This is a genomic window from Crocosphaera watsonii WH 8501, from assembly GCF_000167195.1.
GTDB lineage: Bacteria > Cyanobacteriota > Cyanobacteriia > Cyanobacteriales > Microcystaceae > Crocosphaera > Crocosphaera watsonii.
Genome location: NZ_AADV02000003.1, coordinates 296,759 through 315,352, shown reverse-complemented (window position 1 = coordinate 315,352; position 18,594 = coordinate 296,759). Strand labels below are relative to the sequence as shown.

Annotated in this window: 22 protein-coding genes and 1 pseudogene; 6 read left to right on the top strand and 17 right to left on the bottom strand. The window is 37.2% G+C overall.

Going from position 1 to position 18,594, the window contains the following annotated elements; genetic code table 11:
- Nucleotides 1-41: 41 nt before the first annotated feature.
- The 4 genes from CWATDRAFT_RS08585 to CWATDRAFT_RS08570 form a co-directional block, all read right to left on the bottom strand.
- Nucleotides 42-773 (bottom strand): 2-phosphosulfolactate phosphatase family protein, encoded by a 732-nt coding sequence (locus tag CWATDRAFT_RS08585; RefSeq protein ID WP_035825624.1) that lies wholly within the window; start codon nt 771-773, stop codon nt 42-44.
- Between the two features lie 235 nt (nt 774-1,008).
- Nucleotides 1,009-1,251: a NifU family protein gene (locus CWATDRAFT_RS08580; protein WP_007304640.1), complete on the bottom strand. Its 243-nt coding sequence runs from the start codon at nt 1,249-1,251 to the stop codon at nt 1,009-1,011.
- A 123-nt stretch (nt 1,252-1,374) separates the two neighbouring features.
- Entirely contained in the window at nt 1,375-2,019 is a 645-nt protein-coding gene (locus CWATDRAFT_RS08575) for a ribonuclease D (protein WP_007304639.1), read from the bottom strand.
- A 193-nt stretch (nt 2,020-2,212) separates the two neighbouring features.
- On the bottom strand, nt 2,213-2,863 hold the full coding sequence (locus CWATDRAFT_RS08570) for a lysophospholipid acyltransferase family protein (protein WP_007304638.1): 651 nt from the start codon (nt 2,861-2,863) through the stop codon (nt 2,213-2,215).
- A gap of 193 nt (nt 2,864-3,056) precedes the next feature.
- Here CWATDRAFT_RS08570 and hemJ point away from each other — a divergent pair, with 193 nt between their 5' ends.
- The gene (gene hemJ, locus CWATDRAFT_RS08565; RefSeq protein WP_007304637.1) at nt 3,057-3,620 is read left to right on the top strand and encodes a protoporphyrinogen oxidase HemJ; all 564 of its coding nucleotides are present in this window, start codon (nt 3,057-3,059) and stop codon (nt 3,618-3,620) included.
- Between the two features lie 128 nt (nt 3,621-3,748).
- Here hemJ and argS read toward each other — a convergent pair whose 3' ends face one another.
- Nucleotides 3,749-5,506, bottom strand: coding sequence for an arginine--tRNA ligase (argS, locus tag CWATDRAFT_RS08560; protein ID WP_007304636.1), 1,758 nt, complete (start codon nt 5,504-5,506; stop codon nt 3,749-3,751).
- A 326-nt stretch (nt 5,507-5,832) separates the two neighbouring features.
- Between argS and CWATDRAFT_RS08555 the strand changes: the two genes are divergently transcribed.
- From CWATDRAFT_RS08555 to glyA, 4 genes are all read left to right on the top strand, one after another.
- The gene (locus tag CWATDRAFT_RS08555; RefSeq protein ID WP_232287042.1) at nt 5,833-6,039 is read left to right on the top strand and encodes a hexulose-6-phosphate isomerase; all 207 of its coding nucleotides are present in this window, start codon (nt 5,833-5,835) and stop codon (nt 6,037-6,039) included.
- Nucleotides 6,036-6,260, top strand: a complete 225-nt coding sequence (locus CWATDRAFT_RS08550) for a hypothetical protein (RefSeq protein ID WP_007304634.1) — start codon at nt 6,036-6,038, stop codon at nt 6,258-6,260. The genes CWATDRAFT_RS08555 and CWATDRAFT_RS08550 overlap by 4 nt, the downstream gene beginning before the upstream one ends.
- A gap of 19 nt (nt 6,261-6,279) precedes the next feature.
- Nucleotides 6,280-6,879, top strand: a complete 600-nt coding sequence (locus CWATDRAFT_RS08545; protein WP_007304633.1) for a MiaE family protein — start codon at nt 6,280-6,282, stop codon at nt 6,877-6,879.
- A gap of 131 nt (nt 6,880-7,010) precedes the next feature.
- On the top strand, nt 7,011-8,294 hold the full coding sequence (glyA, locus tag CWATDRAFT_RS08540; RefSeq protein ID WP_007304632.1) for a serine hydroxymethyltransferase: 1,284 nt from the start codon (nt 7,011-7,013) through the stop codon (nt 8,292-8,294).
- A gap of 61 nt (nt 8,295-8,355) precedes the next feature.
- Here the strand turns inward: glyA and CWATDRAFT_RS08535 are convergent, their stop codons facing one another.
- The 8 genes and pseudogenes from CWATDRAFT_RS08535 to CWATDRAFT_RS39545 form a co-directional block, all read right to left on the bottom strand.
- Nucleotides 8,356-8,859: a hypothetical protein gene (locus tag CWATDRAFT_RS08535; protein WP_007304631.1), complete on the bottom strand. Its 504-nt coding sequence runs from the start codon at nt 8,857-8,859 to the stop codon at nt 8,356-8,358.
- A gap of 20 nt (nt 8,860-8,879) precedes the next feature.
- Nucleotides 8,880-9,365 carry a hypothetical protein gene (locus CWATDRAFT_RS38385; RefSeq protein WP_007310016.1) on the bottom strand — a complete coding sequence of 162 codons (486 nt, stop codon included), beginning with the start codon at nt 9,363-9,365 and terminating at the stop codon, nt 8,880-8,882.
- Between the two features lie 47 nt (nt 9,366-9,412).
- Entirely contained in the window at nt 9,413-9,742 is a 330-nt protein-coding gene (locus tag CWATDRAFT_RS39555) for a hypothetical protein (RefSeq protein ID WP_007304629.1), read from the bottom strand.
- A gap of 45 nt (nt 9,743-9,787) precedes the next feature.
- Entirely contained in the window at nt 9,788-10,405 is a 618-nt protein-coding gene (locus CWATDRAFT_RS39550; RefSeq protein ID WP_007304628.1) for a reverse transcriptase-like protein, read from the bottom strand.
- A 54-nt stretch (nt 10,406-10,459) separates the two neighbouring features.
- On the bottom strand, nt 10,460-11,101 hold the full coding sequence (locus tag CWATDRAFT_RS08520; RefSeq protein WP_007304627.1) for a transposase: 642 nt from the start codon (nt 11,099-11,101) through the stop codon (nt 10,460-10,462).
- 64 nt (nt 11,102-11,165) lie between these two features.
- Nucleotides 11,166-11,747, bottom strand: coding sequence for a helix-turn-helix domain-containing protein (locus CWATDRAFT_RS08515; RefSeq protein ID WP_007303150.1), 582 nt, complete (start codon nt 11,745-11,747; stop codon nt 11,166-11,168).
- 8 nt (nt 11,748-11,755) lie between these two features.
- Nucleotides 11,756-12,049, bottom strand: coding sequence for a reverse transcriptase-like protein (locus CWATDRAFT_RS08510; RefSeq protein WP_007304626.1), 294 nt, complete (start codon nt 12,047-12,049; stop codon nt 11,756-11,758).
- A 1,009-nt stretch (nt 12,050-13,058) separates the two neighbouring features.
- A pseudogene (locus tag CWATDRAFT_RS39545) lies at nt 13,059-14,161 on the bottom strand (ISAzo13 family transposase).
- Between the two features lie 264 nt (nt 14,162-14,425).
- Here CWATDRAFT_RS39545 and CWATDRAFT_RS08495 point away from each other — a divergent pair.
- Complete coding sequence (locus CWATDRAFT_RS08495; protein ID WP_007304623.1) at nt 14,426-14,707, top strand: hypothetical protein; 282 nt, start codon at nt 14,426-14,428, stop codon at nt 14,705-14,707.
- A gap of 199 nt (nt 14,708-14,906) precedes the next feature.
- Here CWATDRAFT_RS08495 and CWATDRAFT_RS08490 read toward each other — a convergent pair whose 3' ends face one another.
- From CWATDRAFT_RS08490 to CWATDRAFT_RS08475, 4 genes are all read right to left on the bottom strand, one after another.
- Nucleotides 14,907-15,116, bottom strand: coding sequence for a type II toxin-antitoxin system HicB family antitoxin (locus tag CWATDRAFT_RS08490; protein ID WP_007304622.1), 210 nt, complete (start codon nt 15,114-15,116; stop codon nt 14,907-14,909).
- 13 nt (nt 15,117-15,129) lie between these two features.
- Nucleotides 15,130-15,327 carry a type II toxin-antitoxin system HicA family toxin gene (locus CWATDRAFT_RS08485; RefSeq protein WP_007304621.1) on the bottom strand — a complete coding sequence of 66 codons (198 nt, stop codon included), beginning with the start codon at nt 15,325-15,327 and terminating at the stop codon, nt 15,130-15,132.
- 55 nt (nt 15,328-15,382) lie between these two features.
- Nucleotides 15,383-18,046, bottom strand: a complete 2,664-nt coding sequence (gene clpB / locus CWATDRAFT_RS08480) for an ATP-dependent chaperone ClpB (RefSeq protein ID WP_007304620.1) — start codon at nt 18,044-18,046, stop codon at nt 15,383-15,385.
- Nucleotides 18,047-18,194: 148 nt separating this feature from the next.
- Nucleotides 18,195-18,509, bottom strand: coding sequence for a hypothetical protein (locus CWATDRAFT_RS08475; protein ID WP_157134057.1), 315 nt, complete (start codon nt 18,507-18,509; stop codon nt 18,195-18,197).
- Between the last annotated feature and the right edge of the window lie 85 nt (nt 18,510-18,594).

Here is an 18,594-nt window from a genome sequence, read left to right as displayed (position 1 = left end):
GCTCCACAACTATGCAGGGAAGCTAAACTAGCTTAGGATGGTTAGGAGAATTTCACCAAAACTCCTGGTTCCTTTTGTATCGGTAATACTCCTATAATGTCACTTTTAGCACAGTATTGTAAATCCTCATCACCGTTCAAGCGTAACAATCTTTGACCGTGAGTCGAATGTTTGAACATCTCTAAAAGATTATCTTGCCATTGAGTGTATAAAGCGATCGCTGCAATCACTTCATCGTTACTCACTTCTACGGTTTGACTAGAATTATTGGTTAAAGCGTGGGCTATGGCTCCAGCGCAAACGGTATCTTCCAGGGAATAACCCCCTTCCCATCCCGATCCCACTAACCAAAGGGTTTCTGGTTGAGTTTTGAGGATATAGTCCACGGCTGTTTGTCTATTGATCATCGCTGCGGTGATCACAGTTGGGGCCTTTTCTACCCGTTGTAGGGCCCGAGTCCCATTGGTGGTGGTTAAAAAGAAACGCTTATTACCTACGGTTTCTGGGGTACAGTCCAAAGGAGAGTTACCCAGATCAAACCCTTCCACTTTTGTGCCACCCCTCTCTCCTGCTCGAATGCGTTTCTCCGGCAGCCATTGCTCACTAACAGTCATTAATTTATCAATATCACTGAAAGTCTGTACTGCTTCTGCACCAGCTTCTAAAACAGTGGCAATGGTGGTGGTGGCTCGCAAAACATCGATCACCACCGCACAGTCGGGTAAATGGTCTGTGGGGGTTAGTTCAGGGGTATGATAGACAAATAGCTTCACGTTTATTTTTAGCGCAAGTTGATTATGGGCAATGATTTCTATCTTATCTGGGTCATGGCCCCCTGGCAAAATTATTTATCAATGGATAATGGATAATTAATTTTTTTGTGCTAAGATACCTCTCTTTAAGGAGAAATAAGGGTTTTAAATGGGTATGTCTAGAATTTAGATAGTATTCTTCTCTTCATTCTATATTTTCCTCATATATTACCCATTATCCATTATCCATTATCCATTACATGACTTGTTCTACTTCGCCAATTTCGGGTATCATCTCTCTTAAGCGTCTTTCAATTCCCATTCTCAGGGTCATAGTTGAGCTAGGACAAGAGCCACAAGCTCCCTGTAGCCGTAGTTTAACCACAGGGCCTTCTATGTCCACTAATTCAACGTTACCACCGTCTGCCATTAAATAGGGGCGCATTTCATCCAGGACGGTTTCTACATTATCGGGGTTCAACACCAATGTTTCTGACATGATCTACCTTTATTTAGATTCTTGTAAACGACGTTACCTTTATCCTACCTCGAAGTTTTCTAATTATCTATTAAACTTCGCTGTTAACGTCGGGGTTTTAGTCAATGGTTAATTTTTCATTACTCAATGGTCAAAAATATCTTTATAATACATTAAGTCTAATTCTACAAAAAGGGGAATAACTTTCATACACTTTTGAGCAATTTCCCATCTTTCTTCCCTTTTTAACATGGTTATTAGTTGTTCTCTTAGTTGAATTAAATATCTAACATCGTTGGCTGCATAACTTAATTGTGCTTCTGATAAGTTCTGACTATTTCCCCAGTCAGAACTTTGGGAACTTTTATCTAGTTCGACTCCTTCTAATTCTTGTACTAATGATTTTAAACCATGAGATCCTGTATAGGTTCTTGCTAATTTACTAGCTACTTTTGTACAAAAAATTGGGTCGGTTTCAACAGAGAAATTATACTTAAATTGACCTACATCAAACCGTGCATAATGAAATATTTTGACAATATTTTTATTTTCTAATAATTGTTTTAGATTGGGTGCTTCTGTTTGTCCTCTTTCAATACGAATGGCTGTGACATAACCACTCGGATCACATAATTGCACTAAACAGAGTCGATCTCTTTGGGGAACTAATCCCATAGTTTCTGTATCAATTGCCAGGGCATCGGCCTTTAAATAACGTTCGAGGGTTTCTGAGGAAAGATCGCGATCGCAAACTTGAAAATTGTTACTTTTTTCTGAAGAGTCAGTCATTATTATCAAGGTCAAGTTGTTCGTTTTTAACTTACCTTACTTTGGTTAGTATACTCATAAAAAACACAATTTCTTAATTATATAAACCTATCTATTTGATTATTTTTTGAATTAAACTATGGTATTTACAAGTGAATTATACAGTCTAGAAGACTGTGTTACTATTAGTACCTAAAATAACTGAGAACTTAAGCTATCGTCCTAACTCATGAAGTTCATTAATAACTGTAGCGCATTTTTGGGTAACAGTTTCTAGAGCTTGACGTTTATTGGACTCAGGGGGCTGAATGACTTCCCCAATACGAATAGTTAAGGGGACGGGACGGGGAATGGGTGAACCTTTTTTGAGTATTTTTTCTGTTCCCCATAAAGACACGGGTAAGAGGGGAACTTGTGCCTTAGCTGCGATCATTGCCGCCCCTAGTTTGGGATCATCTATCCCACCATCAATGGTACGGGTTCCTTGTAAAAAAATGCCCACTAACCAACCATCTTTCAAAGCAGTTAAAGCGGAACGAATGGCGCTGCGATCGCCGGCTCCTCGTTTGACGGGATAAGCTCCATATAAGCGTATGCCTTCTTTGAGCAAAGGTACTTTAAATAACTCTTCTTTGGCCATAAAAGCCACGGGACGACCGATACAAGATGCTAATAAGGGTGGATCAAAATAACTGGCATGATTACTTACTACCACTAAAGGATACTTTTTAGGTACATTTTCCTGACCATAAACCCGTCCCCGAAAATAACCGTAGCACATGGGGACAATAATAGACCCTTTGAAGAGATAGTATAAGATTAGACTAGAGAGGGGTTCTCTTTCTTTGAATTCCCTATTTTCCATGATTTTTGACAAAACTGCTGGATTGCTCTTTTAGAATATCATTGAATTCTCACACTTATGAATAAACTTTAACTACTTTAACGGACGAGAATGTAAATAAGTCTTAATTTTTATTTAAAATTTACCCAAAGTTTTCCTAAACCCGATAAACTCAGTCTCAGAGATTATTGAAGGAGAAATCTTTAAGGATATTATGGCATATTATTGGTTCAAATCTTTTCATTTAATTGGTGTTGTGGTTTGGTTTGCCGGATTATTCTATTTAGTCCGTTTATTTGTTTATCATGCTGAGGCTTCAGAGAAAAAAGAACCGGAGCAAAGCATCCTTAAAGCACAATATGAAATTATGGAGAAACGTCTTTATAATATTATTACTAATCCAGGAATGATGGTCACTGTTACCATGGCCATTGGCTTAGTTTCTACAGAACCTGAAGTTTTAAAATCAGGATGGTTACATATAAAATTAACATTTGTTGCCCTATTATTAGGATATCATTTGTACTGCAAAAAAATTATGAAGCAGTTAGCAAGTGGGGAATGTCAATGGACAGGACAACAATTTAGAGCTTTAAATGAAGCTCCAACAGTTTTGTTAGTTGTTATCGTTTTATTAGCTATCTTTAAGAATAATCTACCTTTAGATTTAACTACTTGGCTAATTGTTGCCTTAGTGATTGCTATGGCTGCATCGATTCAATTATATGCTAAAAAAAGACGACTTGCTCAAGAAAAATTAAGTTCATCTATTGATTAATTAGATTAGTAGGGGCTTAATAATATTAAGTCCCTACTAATACCATTTTCATCAACTTAGACTACATAAGTTAATATTGTAGGGGTTAACGGCCGTTAACCCCTACTTTAGGAAATTGGTATAATAATTTACATTCTTTCCAAGACAGAAATACCCAATAAAGATAATCCTAGTTTTAGGGTTTTTGCTGTTAAATCACATAACAATAAACGAGATGTTTTTGTGGGTTCTTCCGATTTTAAAACGGGACAATTTTCGTAAAAACGGTTAAACTTTTTACTAAGTTCATATAGATAGTCACAAAGACGATTAGGAAGTAAGGTTTTTTCTACTTCTTTGATAGTTTCGCTAAGTTGTAATAAATATTTTCCTAATTCCATCTCTGTGTCTTCTTTAAGGATAATTTGAATATTTTCTCCTAAGTTTTCATAGTCAATATTGCCCTCTCTACTAATACTTTGGATTCTAGCATAAGCATACAACATATAAGGGGCTGTGTTGCCTTGTAATGCTAACATCTTATCGTAACTAAATATATAATCACTGCTCCGATTTTGACTTAAATCAGCATATTTTACAGCACTAATTCCTACAGTTTGAGCTACATTATTAATGAAGTCTTCTGATTCTTTTCTTTCCTCTGATTGTAAGCGATTTTCTAAATCTTTTCGTGCATAATTAATCGCTTCATTTAATAAGTCTTTCAGTTTAATGGTTTCTCCTGAACGAGTTTTTAATTTTTTTCCGTCTTCTCCTTTAACCAACCCAAAAGGAACATGAGTTACTTCTACTGTATCTGGCAAAAAATTGGCTTTGTTAGCAACTTGAAAAACTTGGGCAAAGTGATTAGATTGTCCGGCATCTGTAACATAAATAATCCGTTTAGCTTGATCTTCTTTAATACGGTATCTTAAGGCAGCTAAATCTGTGGTTGCATAGTTATAACCACCATCAGATTTTTGGACAATTAAAGGTAAAGGATCACCTGATTTATTAGTAAATCCTTCTAAGAAAACACATTGCGCTCCTTGATCTTTTTTCAAGATTCCTTCTGCATCTAAAGCGGTGATAACATCGTCTAAATAAGGATTATAAAAAGATTCTCCTCTTTCTGTTAATTTTACATCTAAACGGTCATAAATTTGTTGAAATTCTCGACGAGATTGATCACAAAGTAACTCCCAAGCTTGACTACTTTCTTGCTCTCCTGATTGCAATTTTACCACTGCTTCTCTAGCTCGTTGTTGAAATTCTGTATCTTCATCAAACCGTTTTTTGGCTTGCTTATAAAAGTTGACTAAATCCCCAATTTCCAACGCATCTGCTTGGGTTAAAGCATCGGGATAAACCTCTTTTAAGTAAGTAATTAACATTCCAAACTGTGTCCCCCAGTCCCCCACATGATTCAGTCTTAAAACGTCATAGCCTAAAAATTCTAAGGTACGGGCAATACAATCACCAATAATAGTAGAACGCAAATGACCAACGTGCATTTCTTTGGCAATATTAGGACTAGAAAAATCAACAATAACTTGAGTAGAATCGGGGATTTTTTCAATTCCTAAACCTTGCTCTTGATATAGGGATTTCAGTTTGTTTTCTAGATAGTTGGGTTTCAACTTTAAATTAATAAAACCAGGGCCGCCAATAGTGGGGGTTTCACAAATAGTATCTACAGCTAAGTTACTAATAATAGTTTGAGCAATTTCTCTAGGATTTTTTCCTAATTTCTTAGCTAAAGGAAGGGCTATATTTGCCTGATAATCTCCATGTCTGAGATCCCTAGCAGTTGTTACTTGGGGATCAATTGCTTGAAAATCTTCACCAAAGGACGTTACTAAAGCTTCTTGAAACTTCTTGGTTAGTTGCTCATTAATAGAAGTCATAATACCTACAAATAGCTGAGAAAGATTTAACTTATTTTTTTAGCTTATTTAGCTTATCATAGTCAATAGGGTAAAATTTATAAAATTATCACATCGTAACACAGTCTTATAGACTGTACAAAAAGGACTTGTGCTAAGCTTATTCCAGTTTTAATCACCATCATCTGACTATTGCTATAGTAGATAAGGCAACTGTTGCTGATAAAGTCAAGATTTCATAATGCGATCGCTCTCAACTTTTCATACATTCATAGTTCATAAGATAGTATGATAAGTGTATGAACAAAAAACAGCGCAAGATTTATGATACTCTCTTTAAAGAACCCATGAGAGATGATATTCTCTGGCATGATGTAATAACATTAATTAAAGCTATAGGAGGAAGCGCAACACAAGAGGATAATTTAGGTTTTAGATTTGAGCTTAAGACACTCTCCCTAAATATTTATACACCCCATCCTCAAAAAGAATTAAAAAGATATCAAGTTAAAGCTATTCGTGAATTTTTATTTAAGGCAAGGATTAACCCATGAAATACAAAGAATATAAAGCAGTTATTGAATATGATGAAGACGATCGCTTATTTTTTGGTCGAGTGGTAAACATAAGAGATATAATCGTTTTTGATGGTCTTTCTGTTGATGAATTAGAGCAAGCTTTTCAAGCGGTTATTGAGCAATATATAGCTCATTGTCAAGCTGCCAATAAATCCCCCGAAATACCAACTTCTAATATATCCTCATCCAATTTTTAATTAATTAGGAATTTATCTGATGATGTTAAGTCAAAAAACAAAAATAAATATCTTAAAAAGTCCAACTAAAGAAGACTGGATAGAACAAGCAATTAATAACTTAGATACGATTTTATTAGATCATTCCCATTGTGAAAGAAAGGCAGCAAGTGTGGCCTTGAATTTGATGTTTCGCTACTCATCTAATGCAATGCTAGTGAGAAAATTAACAGCGATCACCAAAGAAGAATTAGAACATTTTGAACAGGTTAACCAGTGGTTATATAAAAAAAATATTCCCCTCGGCCCCTTATCTTCTCCTCCCTATGGGGCTAAATTAAAATCAACAATTAGGACCAAAGAACCTCAAAGATTATTAGATTCTTTATTAATTGCAGCCTTAATAGAAGGAAGATCCCACGAAAGATTAGGACTGTTAGGAACCCATTGTCCTGATCAAGAGTTAGCCAAATTTTATCGTAGTTTAATGGCATCAGAAGCGAGACATTATGGTATTTATTGGGTATTAGCAGACACTTATTTTGAGCGAGAAATTGTCCAAAAAAGATTAGAAGAATTATCAATTATCGAAAGTGAAATTTTAGCAACATTACACCCAGAGCCAAGAATTCATAGTTAATCAATCCTATAATCAAAGGGATGGCTAAAAACTTTGTTAAAGTTGTCTTATATTCTTGAAAAATCAGGCAAAGATTAATTATAATTGTACGTTGGGAACACCGTAAGCCAAAACGAAAGGATTGAATAACAGTGACTGATACCAACCTAGATTTTTTAGCCCAGACCGATCCAACCCTTGCTGCTATGATACAAGGGGAATTACAACGGCAACGGGAACATTTAGAATTAATCGCCAGTGAAAATTTCACCTCTGCGGCCGTCTTAGCTGCTCAAGGTTCGGTGTTAACCAACAAATATGCAGAAGGATTACCCAAGAAACGCTACTATGGTGGTTGTGAATGGGTTGATCAAGCAGAGCAATTAGCCATCGATCGCGTCAAAGAATTATTTGGAGCAGCACACGCGAATGTACAACCCCATTCAGGGGCCCAAGCCAATTTTGCTGTTTTCTTGACCCTCCTCAAACCGGGGGATAAGATTATGGGCATGGATCTCTCCCACGGTGGCCATTTAACCCACGGCTCCCCTGTCAACGTTTCGGGGAAATGGTTTGAAGTATGCCATTATGGGGTGAGTGCTGAGACAGAAAGATTAGACTACGACGCTATTTTAGAACTAGCTAAGAAAGAAAAACCCAAATTATTGATTTGTGGGTTCTCTGCTTATCCCAGAATTATTGAGTTTGATAAGTTTCGGGCCATCGCCGATGAAGTGGGAGCCTATCTCATGGCAGATATCGCTCACATCGCCGGTTTAGTGGCCAGTGGTCATCATCCTAACCCTTTACCCTATTGTGATGTGGTAACCACCACTACACACAAAACCTTACGGGGTCCCAGAGGTGGTTTAATTATGACCAATGACCCTGAGTTGGGCAAAAAGTTTGATAAGTCCGTTTTTCCTGGCACTCAAGGGGGTCCATTGGAACAGGTAATTGCAGCTAAAGCAGTGGCCTTTGGAGAAGCCCTTAAGCCTGAGTTTAAGGTGTATTCTGGAGAGGTAATTGCGAATGCTCAATCCCTAGCTAATCAATTGACCCAACGAGGCTTTAAGCTGGTTTCTGGTGGCACGGATAACCATTTGATGTTAGTGGATCTGCGCTGCATTGACATGACTGGAAAGGAAGCAGATAAGTTAGTGAGTGAAATCAATATTACAGCTAATAAGAATACGGTTCCTTTCGATCCAGAGTCTCCCTTTGTCACCAGTGGTCTCCGGTTGGGATCTCCTGCCATGACTACCAGAGGGTTAGGGGTAGATGATTTTGCCGAAATTGGTAACATTATTGCTGATTGTTTACTCAATCGTAACGATGAAGGGGTTAAGCAAGATTGTTTAAACCGAGTCAAGGCTTTATGCGATCGCTTTCCTCTCTATCCTCATCTCAACATTCCTGTCCCCGTTTTAGCCTAGATCAATTAAAAAGCCCCAACTAACCTATAGGTTAGTTGGGGCTTCTGAAATATCCGTCTTTCTAGCTGATAGTTCGCCTCAACATACGAGATGATAAATTATTTCTTAATGCTTCAAAATATAACGACAAAGGAAACTGATAATATTCTAGGAATAACCAAAATAAACAACTGAAATGACAGAAAAAAGTAAACCCTACCCAAAACCAAGGAAACCAAGCCAGAGAACTATCAGGTAACACTGGGAATAAATAAGCCCCAGCCGCAACCAGTAATGTCGGCAAGCTGACAAAACCCAAAGCCAAGAAACCATAACTCCATTGAAACAGTTTAAAAGAACGAGCATTTTTCCAGCGTTTACCGGTCCAATGCCAAGTTAAAGGCAGTTGACTATCAACAATGGTAATGGCTTGTTTATCCAAGTTAGCCGTAAAAATATGACCACAAAAATTACAGGAAAAAGCCTCCATCAAGGGTAATGTAGAGATTTCCCCATGATGACAGACGGGACAGCAATAAGCACTATAATGGTTCAATACAGTTGATGAAGGACGGGAGTGTAACATAGACAAAAATACAAATAAACTTAGGCAAGATTAGGGGGAATATTCTTGGTTTTAGGTGGGTTTAACTTCAAACGACGTAATTGTTGCTGAATAATATTTTGCAGTTTGGGACGAGCAATTTCTATTTGCTGCTGTTTGTCTCCAGGAAATTCTCGAAAAATAAGACTATCAATGGATTCTACCGAAAAAAGCTGAAACAGTAAATGAGTTACAGGAACAGAAATAATGCGAATTTCGGGGTTAATAATTCCTTGAAATGTTTCCGCATCTTTTTTAGTAGAAAAGGCATAAATAACCCGTTTTTCTTCTTTGGGGTTTTTTCTGTTACTTAAGGTTGTCACTAACCAGGAACGATTTTGTCCGTGTAAAACATAATATTTCTCGTGTTGGAGCTGACTCGCAAAAAATTTTAAGGTTGGAGCAACGGCCTTTTCCATCACAGGAATAGGTACACCATGTTCAGGAGCTTCATTAATGAGAATTTCTAATTGTTCGTCTAAATACATGACATTTTCCACGATTGTAAACCTTAATCTTCAGTAAATAGAAGAATCTATTCTGGTTCCCCATGACCTCTAGAAACATTTTCAGCGATCGCTTTGAGAATAAGATTAACCATGTCGGGAATTTTCACTAATTCCTGAGCTAAGGTAGTTTGTTCTTCAGGGCTGAGACTCTCAATCACTTTCAGAATATCAATTACACTTGACTCTGATGTTAACCCATCTTTGAGACCATCTGCCTCTAAGTCCATGTTTTCTTTATCAAATGATAAATGAGACTCTTCATTGAAAGCTAGATGAGTGGTTGAGGATGAAAAATCTGTCTCATATAATACAGATTCCTCTCCCTGGAGATCCTCTATGATCAGGGTTTCAAACAATATAGGTTCTTCTGACTCAGATTGAGGGAAACCTAAAGAGTCTTCTTAAACCTCTGCTTCAGAAATATCTAATTCTGAGAGTAAAGACATTAAAGGATCTGCTGTTTGGTTAGAGTCCCCTAACAATGGCTGGGGTAAATTTAGGGCTTCTTCCCAGGGAAGTTTTGTCTTAGTTGCTTGCTCGCTTTTTTGATCAAGATTCACTTTGCGACAGGCCATGGTGGGAGGAAGTCCCCTTAAATGCCAACGATACATCTGGGCTAAATTATTTTCATCTCCTTGCCATTGTAGAGCAATCAAATCCCTAATTTCCAATGGAATCAAAGTCCTTAATTCTGAGAGAGATTTATGTGTCCATTCGTCTTCTTCCTCTGTGAGTTTGCCATAATCTTCCTCTGTGGCCTGTTCTCCCTTTTCAATTAAACTCAACATAGCAGGGTATCGTAAGGGGGATTGGGACGATAAAGAAGATGCCTTTTTTTCTCTACCCAAGGCATCTTTCATACAACGTTTAACGGCTGATAACGCCGGGCGGTTTTGTTCTGGGGATATCCATTCTAAGGAAATTTTTTCAAACGTTCTGATGGACTTAATCGCTACACGATACAATTTTTTTAACCTTTCTTCTGTGACGGGGGTTAAGCCATTGACTTGATTGAACACCCGATCACTATCTCCTTTGATAGCTAGTGCAGCTTAGCAAAAATAATCCACCAGTCACTTATGATCTTTAAAGCCCTTAAATTTCCCAACGAACGGCTTAGCAAAATGTTGATTAAAGTAATCAATAAAATTGAGAATTTTTTGGGATAGTTCTTCAGTTGAACGGACAGTAATTCTTTTGAGTAAACGCCGGACTAAGATCGAAAACCAACACTCAATTTGATTAAGCCACGATGTATGTTTGGGAATATAAACAAAGCGAATTCGATGAGATTCATCTGATAAAAAATCTGCTCTGCTGTCCATAGATTGCAAAATCCCCTCCTTTCCTTTTCTCCCCAAATCAATAGTAATTCCACAGCTTTCTGCTACTAATTTGACTAAGCTTTCCGATTTATGAGTGTTGAGTTGATCTACAATAAAAATCCATTCTGCTTTTTCATCAAACTTAATCATTCTCTGGATATGTTCAGAAAAATCTTGTTCTGTTCTTGTCGGTCCAATAGAGGGACTAACAACTTTTCCTCTTGCCACATCCCAGTTCGCAATCAAGCTTAAAGTTCCGTGTCTTTCATATTCAAATTCGATTTTTTCTACTTGTTTAGGCTTGATTCTTTTGTTCGGAAATAATCTCTCAAGAGCTTGAATTCCTGTCATTTCATCTGTACTAATTAAATGAATTCCTTGTTCTAACAAAGTTTTAGCTTCTTGATGAAGTTCACAGATATATTTGACTTGCTTTTTAAATTTTAAGGGATCATCAATTTTGGCATTTAACCAGTAACGAACGAGATGTGGTTGTAATGTCGCTTCTTTTTAAAAAACGCCCCACACTACGGGGGGAAATCTTTTCGACAATTCCTCTTTTTATGGCTTCATCCGCCAACTCTGAAGGTGTCCAATGGCTCACTGGTCTGTCTGATTTTTCACATTCTTCACAAGCGATCGCTACAATCTGGACTACTTGTTCGACCGTAAAGGATTTTGTTGTTCCAGGTCTTGGGCGATCGCTTAAAATTCCTTTGATCAAGACCATTAATGCTTTCTCCGTTACCTGTTGTTCTTCGGCGGCACTCAGTTTTTCTCTCTCCTCAAACCATCGCGATCGCCACTGACGCACTTGTACTCGGTCTAATTCTAATCTTCGACTAATCGAACTATTGCTCTCTCCTGATGCTGCGGCTAAGATTAGCTTGGCTCGTCTAACAAGGCGATAGGGGTTTGTTGTCCCTCTCACTATTTGTTGGAGTACTGTTTTCTGTAGGTTGGAGAGGTTAATTGGCAATGCTTTTATCATGGACATCAACTTCGAGATTCTTCCGTTAGTTTCATTGAAACACATTGTCGTGGCTAGTCACGAAAGTTTCTGTAAAAATCTGGTGGATTACTTTCGCCAAGCTGCACTAGAGTCTTTAATCGTAATTGGTTTGCTTTTTTTAAACCAATAATTAGGGCGGTATATTCTGCCTCGTCTTTATGATTAACAGATACTAATTGACTAACGGTGTATCTTCTACCATTGGGCATCAACAGAACAGCGGCCGCGACTCCTTGCAGTAAAGTCCCTTGAAATTCCCCAGCGAATAGCATGATTGGTATGTCTTTAGCAATGATAAGTTTTTGGGGATTAGTCGACATTTTCATTCTATATAACTATTGCAAATCTAGATCATGGAGGAATCGGGCAAATTGCAAAACTCACTACCCGCATTTCTCACAAACTGATCAGTAATCAGCTAGAGGTTAGATGTGGCTTATTTTTCAAGCGATCGCTTAAAATGGCACACTGTTATTTTTTACTCGTCCCTCAAATCAAGGTTAAACTCAGACTACATAATGGTTTGAAGTTTAGCGATCGCAGAATTTGTGAGAAATGCGGGACTATTCTTACGTGACTTAATCTATTCTATCCCTTAGGAATGCTCTCGGGTATTGTTAGGTACAAAAGTGATTGATCTGAGGCAAACAGCAGATTTACCCCATGATTCTAAGAAAGGCTATAATTAGGTACGGGCCCAAAGTCTTAGATGAAGATAATCATTATATTCTTGTTGACAATCCCATGAATACGACTGGGTGGGACTTATTGGCAGCAAACTCTCATAAAACTTAGACACAGCAAGCAATTTATATCCCTTTTCTATATCATCAATAAGAGTGTTTACCTTTCCTTACTTCTAGTAGGGGAATTTACAAGGTATTCAGTTAAAGTCCTACACTAATTAGGATTATTTTAGCATTAATTTGTTACATTTCCATATTGATCAACTTGAGGCGGTTGAATTCCATAGTTCTCAGTAGGTTGGTTCTGATTGGGTGTATTGGGGAAATTAGGATTAGAATTTACCGTTGGATAAGTGTTAGGTGATTGAACAGAAGGGGGGTAAGCCGGAACAGGTGCAGGAGCGCTCCCATTACCATAAGGTTGGCTATAAGGTGATTTCCAAGAAAAAGTTTCCCACCCATTCTCAGAATCTGTTTGTAGAACATCTCAAATAAGCGAAAAGGGAAAAATAAAAAGTTGTTCGCGGATACTTTCCGCGAACAAAAACCTCCCTATCTAAAAGAAAGAAATACGCTAACTTTTAAATTAGCTTTGACTATTTTTAAAAAGGAAATTCACTTAATTTTACACTCTTATTAACTTTTTAGACTAACTGGGTCTAATCAAAATATCCCATTTAGGTAAGTGAGGATTACGTTCTAAACGTTTCTCAATTTCCTTCATCTCTTTTTTCGTTAAAGAAATGCCTTTTTGATAAACTTTTTTACTTAACTTAACTATCGGATTTAAGCCTTTCCATGTCATAGTTTTTACCCAAGCTAACATCGTTTGAGCATTTCTCAGAAGTGTTCCTTTCCAATGCCTCTCTAAAATTCCCCAACATCTTTCTATGGGATTATATTTACTGTGATAAGGAGGAAAATATAGTAATTGAATAGATTTCTTAGTTTGGTCGGCAAACTCTACCATTCTCTTCAAAAATTGCCTTCTTATTCCACTATTTTCTGCTCCATTATCAACTTTAATTTGGATGTTCTCTAGTTGCTGCTTTTCAGTTATACTCAGACTTGTCCACCATTGCTCCAAGTTATCTACCATGAAATCACTCGTTTTATAAGAACTTCCAAAAGTTACATAAAGTTGCCCTGTATCTTCATCTACAATCCCACAAGGAACGTATTTTTCTTTAGTTCCCATATCATGATCTTGAGCTTGATTATAACCTCTGGTTTGTCCGCCACGTGAATATTCTCCTATTTCCACAGTTGCTTTACAATCCATACTTAAACGTTTCACAGAAGGGTCTTTTTTTCTATCTTTTTTCTCTATATTCTCGAAGATAGCGTCCGTCTCCGAGATTTTTTTTTAGGTTTAGCTTTTACCACTTTTCTTGATCGATAGCCCAAACGATTTAAAATATCTGCCATTGTCGAAGCAGCAGGAACCTCCTCTCCATTATATCCTAGATTTCTTAATTGTTTAATGGCTTCAGCCGCCGTTAATCTTGTATAGGCAATGGGGTTATTAAATGTGGGGTTTTGTTGTGCGTGAGCTTCGGCTATTTCTTTCAATGATTGGGCAACTATTGGGTATCTTTCCTCCCATTTTTTACATCCACTATTGACTGATTGTAATCCTAAACACACTATCCCAGTTCGTTTTTCATGTAATCCAAGTTGAACATTTTTTCTCCCCCAACCAAACACGATTTCGGTTTGTCTGGCACTTCCTCCACAATACTTGAGACACATTTCAGCTTGAAATGAACGACGCTCTGCTCCCGTCATTTTTGAGGCTGCTAAACGTAAATCATCGACCATCGACGGGGTTAAGGGATGATTTGTCTGTTTTAGCTTCAATTTACTCTCTCTAATCTTTTTACCTCTTCATTTTAATCTATTTCTTCTGTTTTTTCAGACAAGCCAATTATGAAATTTTAAAGTTGTGTACCAAGATCTGCTAACTCTCTGTTCCTTTTATTTCTTGAAAGCCTTTAGTCCAAGCGATTACCCCCTATGGGAAAAGCTTTCTCGGAAATCACCCAACCAGAAGATAGAGAATATTTAAGAGTATTAGGAATGTTAATTTATGAGTATGAAGAAAATTCTGAACCTATTCCAAAATTAGAAGGGGTTGAGTTACTTAAAGCTTTAATAGAAGAAGATAATCTATCTCCTCAATATTTTTTAGAGATATTTGATAGTGAGAAAGTTGTTTTAGATGTGTTACAAGGTAAACGAAAAATAACACTTTCAGAAGCCAAAAAATTGATGAATTTTGGAAGTTTATTGATTTAATGATTTTATTGAATATGGATAACTTTACGAAATTATACTCATGAGCAACTAACAAATTTAGAAATTTTTATGTAATTACACCAATTTACTTAAACTAGAGTGATTGAGATATACTAATATGTATGAAATTATGAAGATATTAAAAATAAGAATAATAAATCTTAGTAGGGCGATGCACTGCCCACCTTATAATTAATAATTAAGATGCTTCAATATAATCACAATAAGTTGTTGGTTCAGGAATAGGTAAACCTTCTTCTCTTAACCCATCTAAATGAAAATCAATTGCTTCTTTCATATTTTTTTCTATTTCCTCTATGGTATTTCCTGTGGTAATACAACCAGGTAAATCAGGCACATAAGCTGAATAATTACCTTTAGCTTTTTCAATAATAATAGCATAACGCATAGTTTTAACCTCCTTAGTTTGTATCTAAATTTAACTGTGCTTGTTTCAAGATATTTTTTAATGTTCCAATAGCAATATCGTCTGATAGCTTACCTGGAATAGTTACTAATCCAGATTTACTAGGATGTTTAAATTGACGATGACTTCCTCTTGTTCTTACTAAATACCATCCATCATTTTCAATTAGTTTAATAACCTCTCTAATTTTCATATTTAATAATGTGTATGTTTTTTAGGTTTGTCGATTTTGAGAAATAGAAAAATTTTTAAACTACCTCAACCTCAACATTAGGAACCTCCTCATCTTTCTTTTCCTTATCAAACAGCAAATTATTATCTTTACAATTAATAAAAACAGTATCCCCAGAAGCAAAGGTCGTTTCTAATATTTTGGTAGCAATGGGATTTTCTAATTCCCGTTGAATCGCCCGTTTTAAAGGTCTTGCGCCATATACAGGATCATAACCAGAATTGACAATATAATCAAGGGCAGCATCGCTCAATTCTATGCCAATACCTTGATCTTCTAATAACTTTTCAATACGTTTAAGTTGCAGGGTAACAATACTTCTTAATTGCTGTTTCTTGAGGGTATGGAAGATAATTAAATCATCAATACGGTTCAAAAATTCAGGACGAAAATGCTTCCGTAATGCTTGTAAAACTTTCTTACGCATGGCTTCATAATTGTCATCATCTCCTGCTAAATTTAAAATGTATTCGCTACCAATATTACTGGTCATAACGATGATAGCGTTACAGAAATCCACGACACGACCCTGAGAATCGGTAATGCGTCCATCGTCAAGCACTTGTAATAAAATGTTAAAAACGTCTATATGTGCCTTTTCTACTTCATCTAAAAGGACAACAGAATAGGGACGACGGCGAACCGCTTCTGATAGTTGACCCCCTTGATCGTAACCTATATATCCAGGAGGCGCACCAACTAACCGAGAAATGGAGTTTTTTTCCATATATTCGGACATATCAATACGAATCATGGCATCTTGGGAGTCAAAGAGAAATGCAGCTAACGCTCTCGCTAATTCAGTCTTTCCTACCCCCGTTGGTCCCATGAATAAAAAGGAACCAATGGGACGAGAAGGGTCTTTCATTCCGGCCCTAGCGCGACGAATGGCTGCTGCAACGGCTGAAACTGCCTCTTCTTGACCGATTACTTGCTGATGTAAATGGCCTTCCAAGTCTAATAATTTTTGTCTTTCTGAACCCAATAAACGGTTAACAGGAATACCAGACCATCCTGCTACTATTTCGGCAATATCGGAATCAGTAACTTGTTCTCTTAATAGGGTTTCTCCTTGGGCTTGAATATCAATTAATTGGGTTTCTTTTGCTTCTAATTGTCGTTGTAAACCTTCCAATTCACCATACTTTAACTGAGCAGCTTTGTTAAGATCATAATCCCTTTCTGCCTGTTCAATTTGATGACGTAATTGCTCTTCTTGTTCTTTAAGAGAATTGATTTCTTCTAGCATCTGTTTTTCAGATTGCCATTGACTACCTAATTTTTCATGTATTTGTTCTAATTCTTTAATTTCTTGTTGAATTTTTTCTAATCTTTCTTTGGAGGATTTGTCTACAACTAACATTCCTCTTTCTTCTTCACCTTCTAAGGATAATTTTTCCATTTGTAGCTGCATCAAACGTCTATCTACGTCTTCTAATTCCACTGGTTTAGAAGTGATTTCCATCTTTAATTTTGCAGCAGCTTCGTCTACTAAATCAATGGCTTTATCGGGGAGGAATCTATCAGTAATATAACGGTTTGATAAGGTGGCTGCAGCAACTAAAGCAGAGTCGGTTATTTTCACCCCGTGATGCACTTCGTAACGTTCTTTGAGTCCCCGTAAAATAGAGATGGTGTCATCCACGGAGGGTTGTTTAACATAGACCTGCTGAAAACGCCTTTCTAGGGCAGGATCTTTCTCAACGTGCTTACGGTACTCATCCAGGGTGGTTGCACCGATACAGCGCAATTCTCCCCGTGCTAACATGGGTTTTAAGAGGTTCCCTGCATCCATAGAACTGCCTTCCCGTGAACCGGTTCCTACGACGTTGTGCAGTTCGTCGATAAAGAGAATAATATGACCATCGGAGTTGGTTACTTCTCGCATCACGGCCTGTAAACGTTCCTCGAACTGTCCCCGTAATTTTGCCCCTGCTACTAAGCTACCCATATCTAGGGAGATTAATTGCCTATTTTTGAGAGATTCTGGCACATCTCCGTTAATTATTCTTTGTGCTAAACCTTCGGCGATCGCAGTTTTCCCCACACCGGGTTCTCCAATTAAAACGGGATTATTCTTGGAACGACGGGATAAAACTTGAATTACTCGGCGTATCTCTTCATCTCTACCAATGACTGGATCTAACTTACCTTCTCTTGCCGCTTCGGTGAGATCCTGACCATATTTTTCTAAGGCTTCGTAACGATCTTCTTGATCTTTTTCGGTGACTTTTTGACTGCCTCTTACTGATTTTATGGCCTGTTCTAAGTCTTGAGGATCAAGGTTAAAGCTGCGTAAACATTTTCGTCCAATACGTTCATCTTCTGCAAAACCAACCCATAAATGTTCCACCGAAATGTATTTATCATCCCAACTCTGACGGGATGCTTCGGCGCGATCGGTCATAATATCTAAGCCTCGGCCTAAGTATAGCTGCTCGACGGTGGCAAATTTAGCTTGTCGGTTGGTAAAGGTTTCCACTTGTTGCTGCAACCGAGGGACATCAATTTCAGCCCGTTCTAAAATGCGCAAAGTTAAGCCTTTTTCCTGTTCTAGAAGGGCTAAAACCAGGTGTTCAACTTCTAAGTTTTGATTTTTGAAGCGTCGGGCGACTTCTTGGGATTTTACGATCGCATCCCAGGCTTGTTCGGTAAACTGATCGGGGTCGGTAGGTTGCATTAGTGGCTAAATTTATCCCTCAATATAATAGCAATTTATAAGCATAGTATATCAATGTTGGTCGTGAACAGTTATCAGTGAACAGTTATCAGTGAACGGTTATCAGTGAACAGTTAACAGTTATCAGTTAACAGTTCAAATATTTCATCTAATTATTGATTGTATTATCTAATATTCCTTTTAACGGGTTTTTCGCTTCATAGTCAAGGGTTTTTACTCTCCAGTAAACTGTCCCACCTATTCCTAAGATAGTTAACCAAAATAGCAAGATTTGTATCCCTCCCAAAAATAACAAATCAATAAGAGTATAATGAACAAAATAAATAACAGATATAAAAGGATAACACAGAATAATTAACAGAAACAAAGGTTTCAAGGATTGTATAGTTCTCCCAATAATTTTCTCAATAATCCCAGAAATAATAACCACAATAATCATACTAATAATCATACTAATAATCATACTCACCCCAGTTATCCCCCCAATAACCACAAGAATAACCCAAATAATCGCACAAATAATCCAACCAATAATCTCAATTAATTTA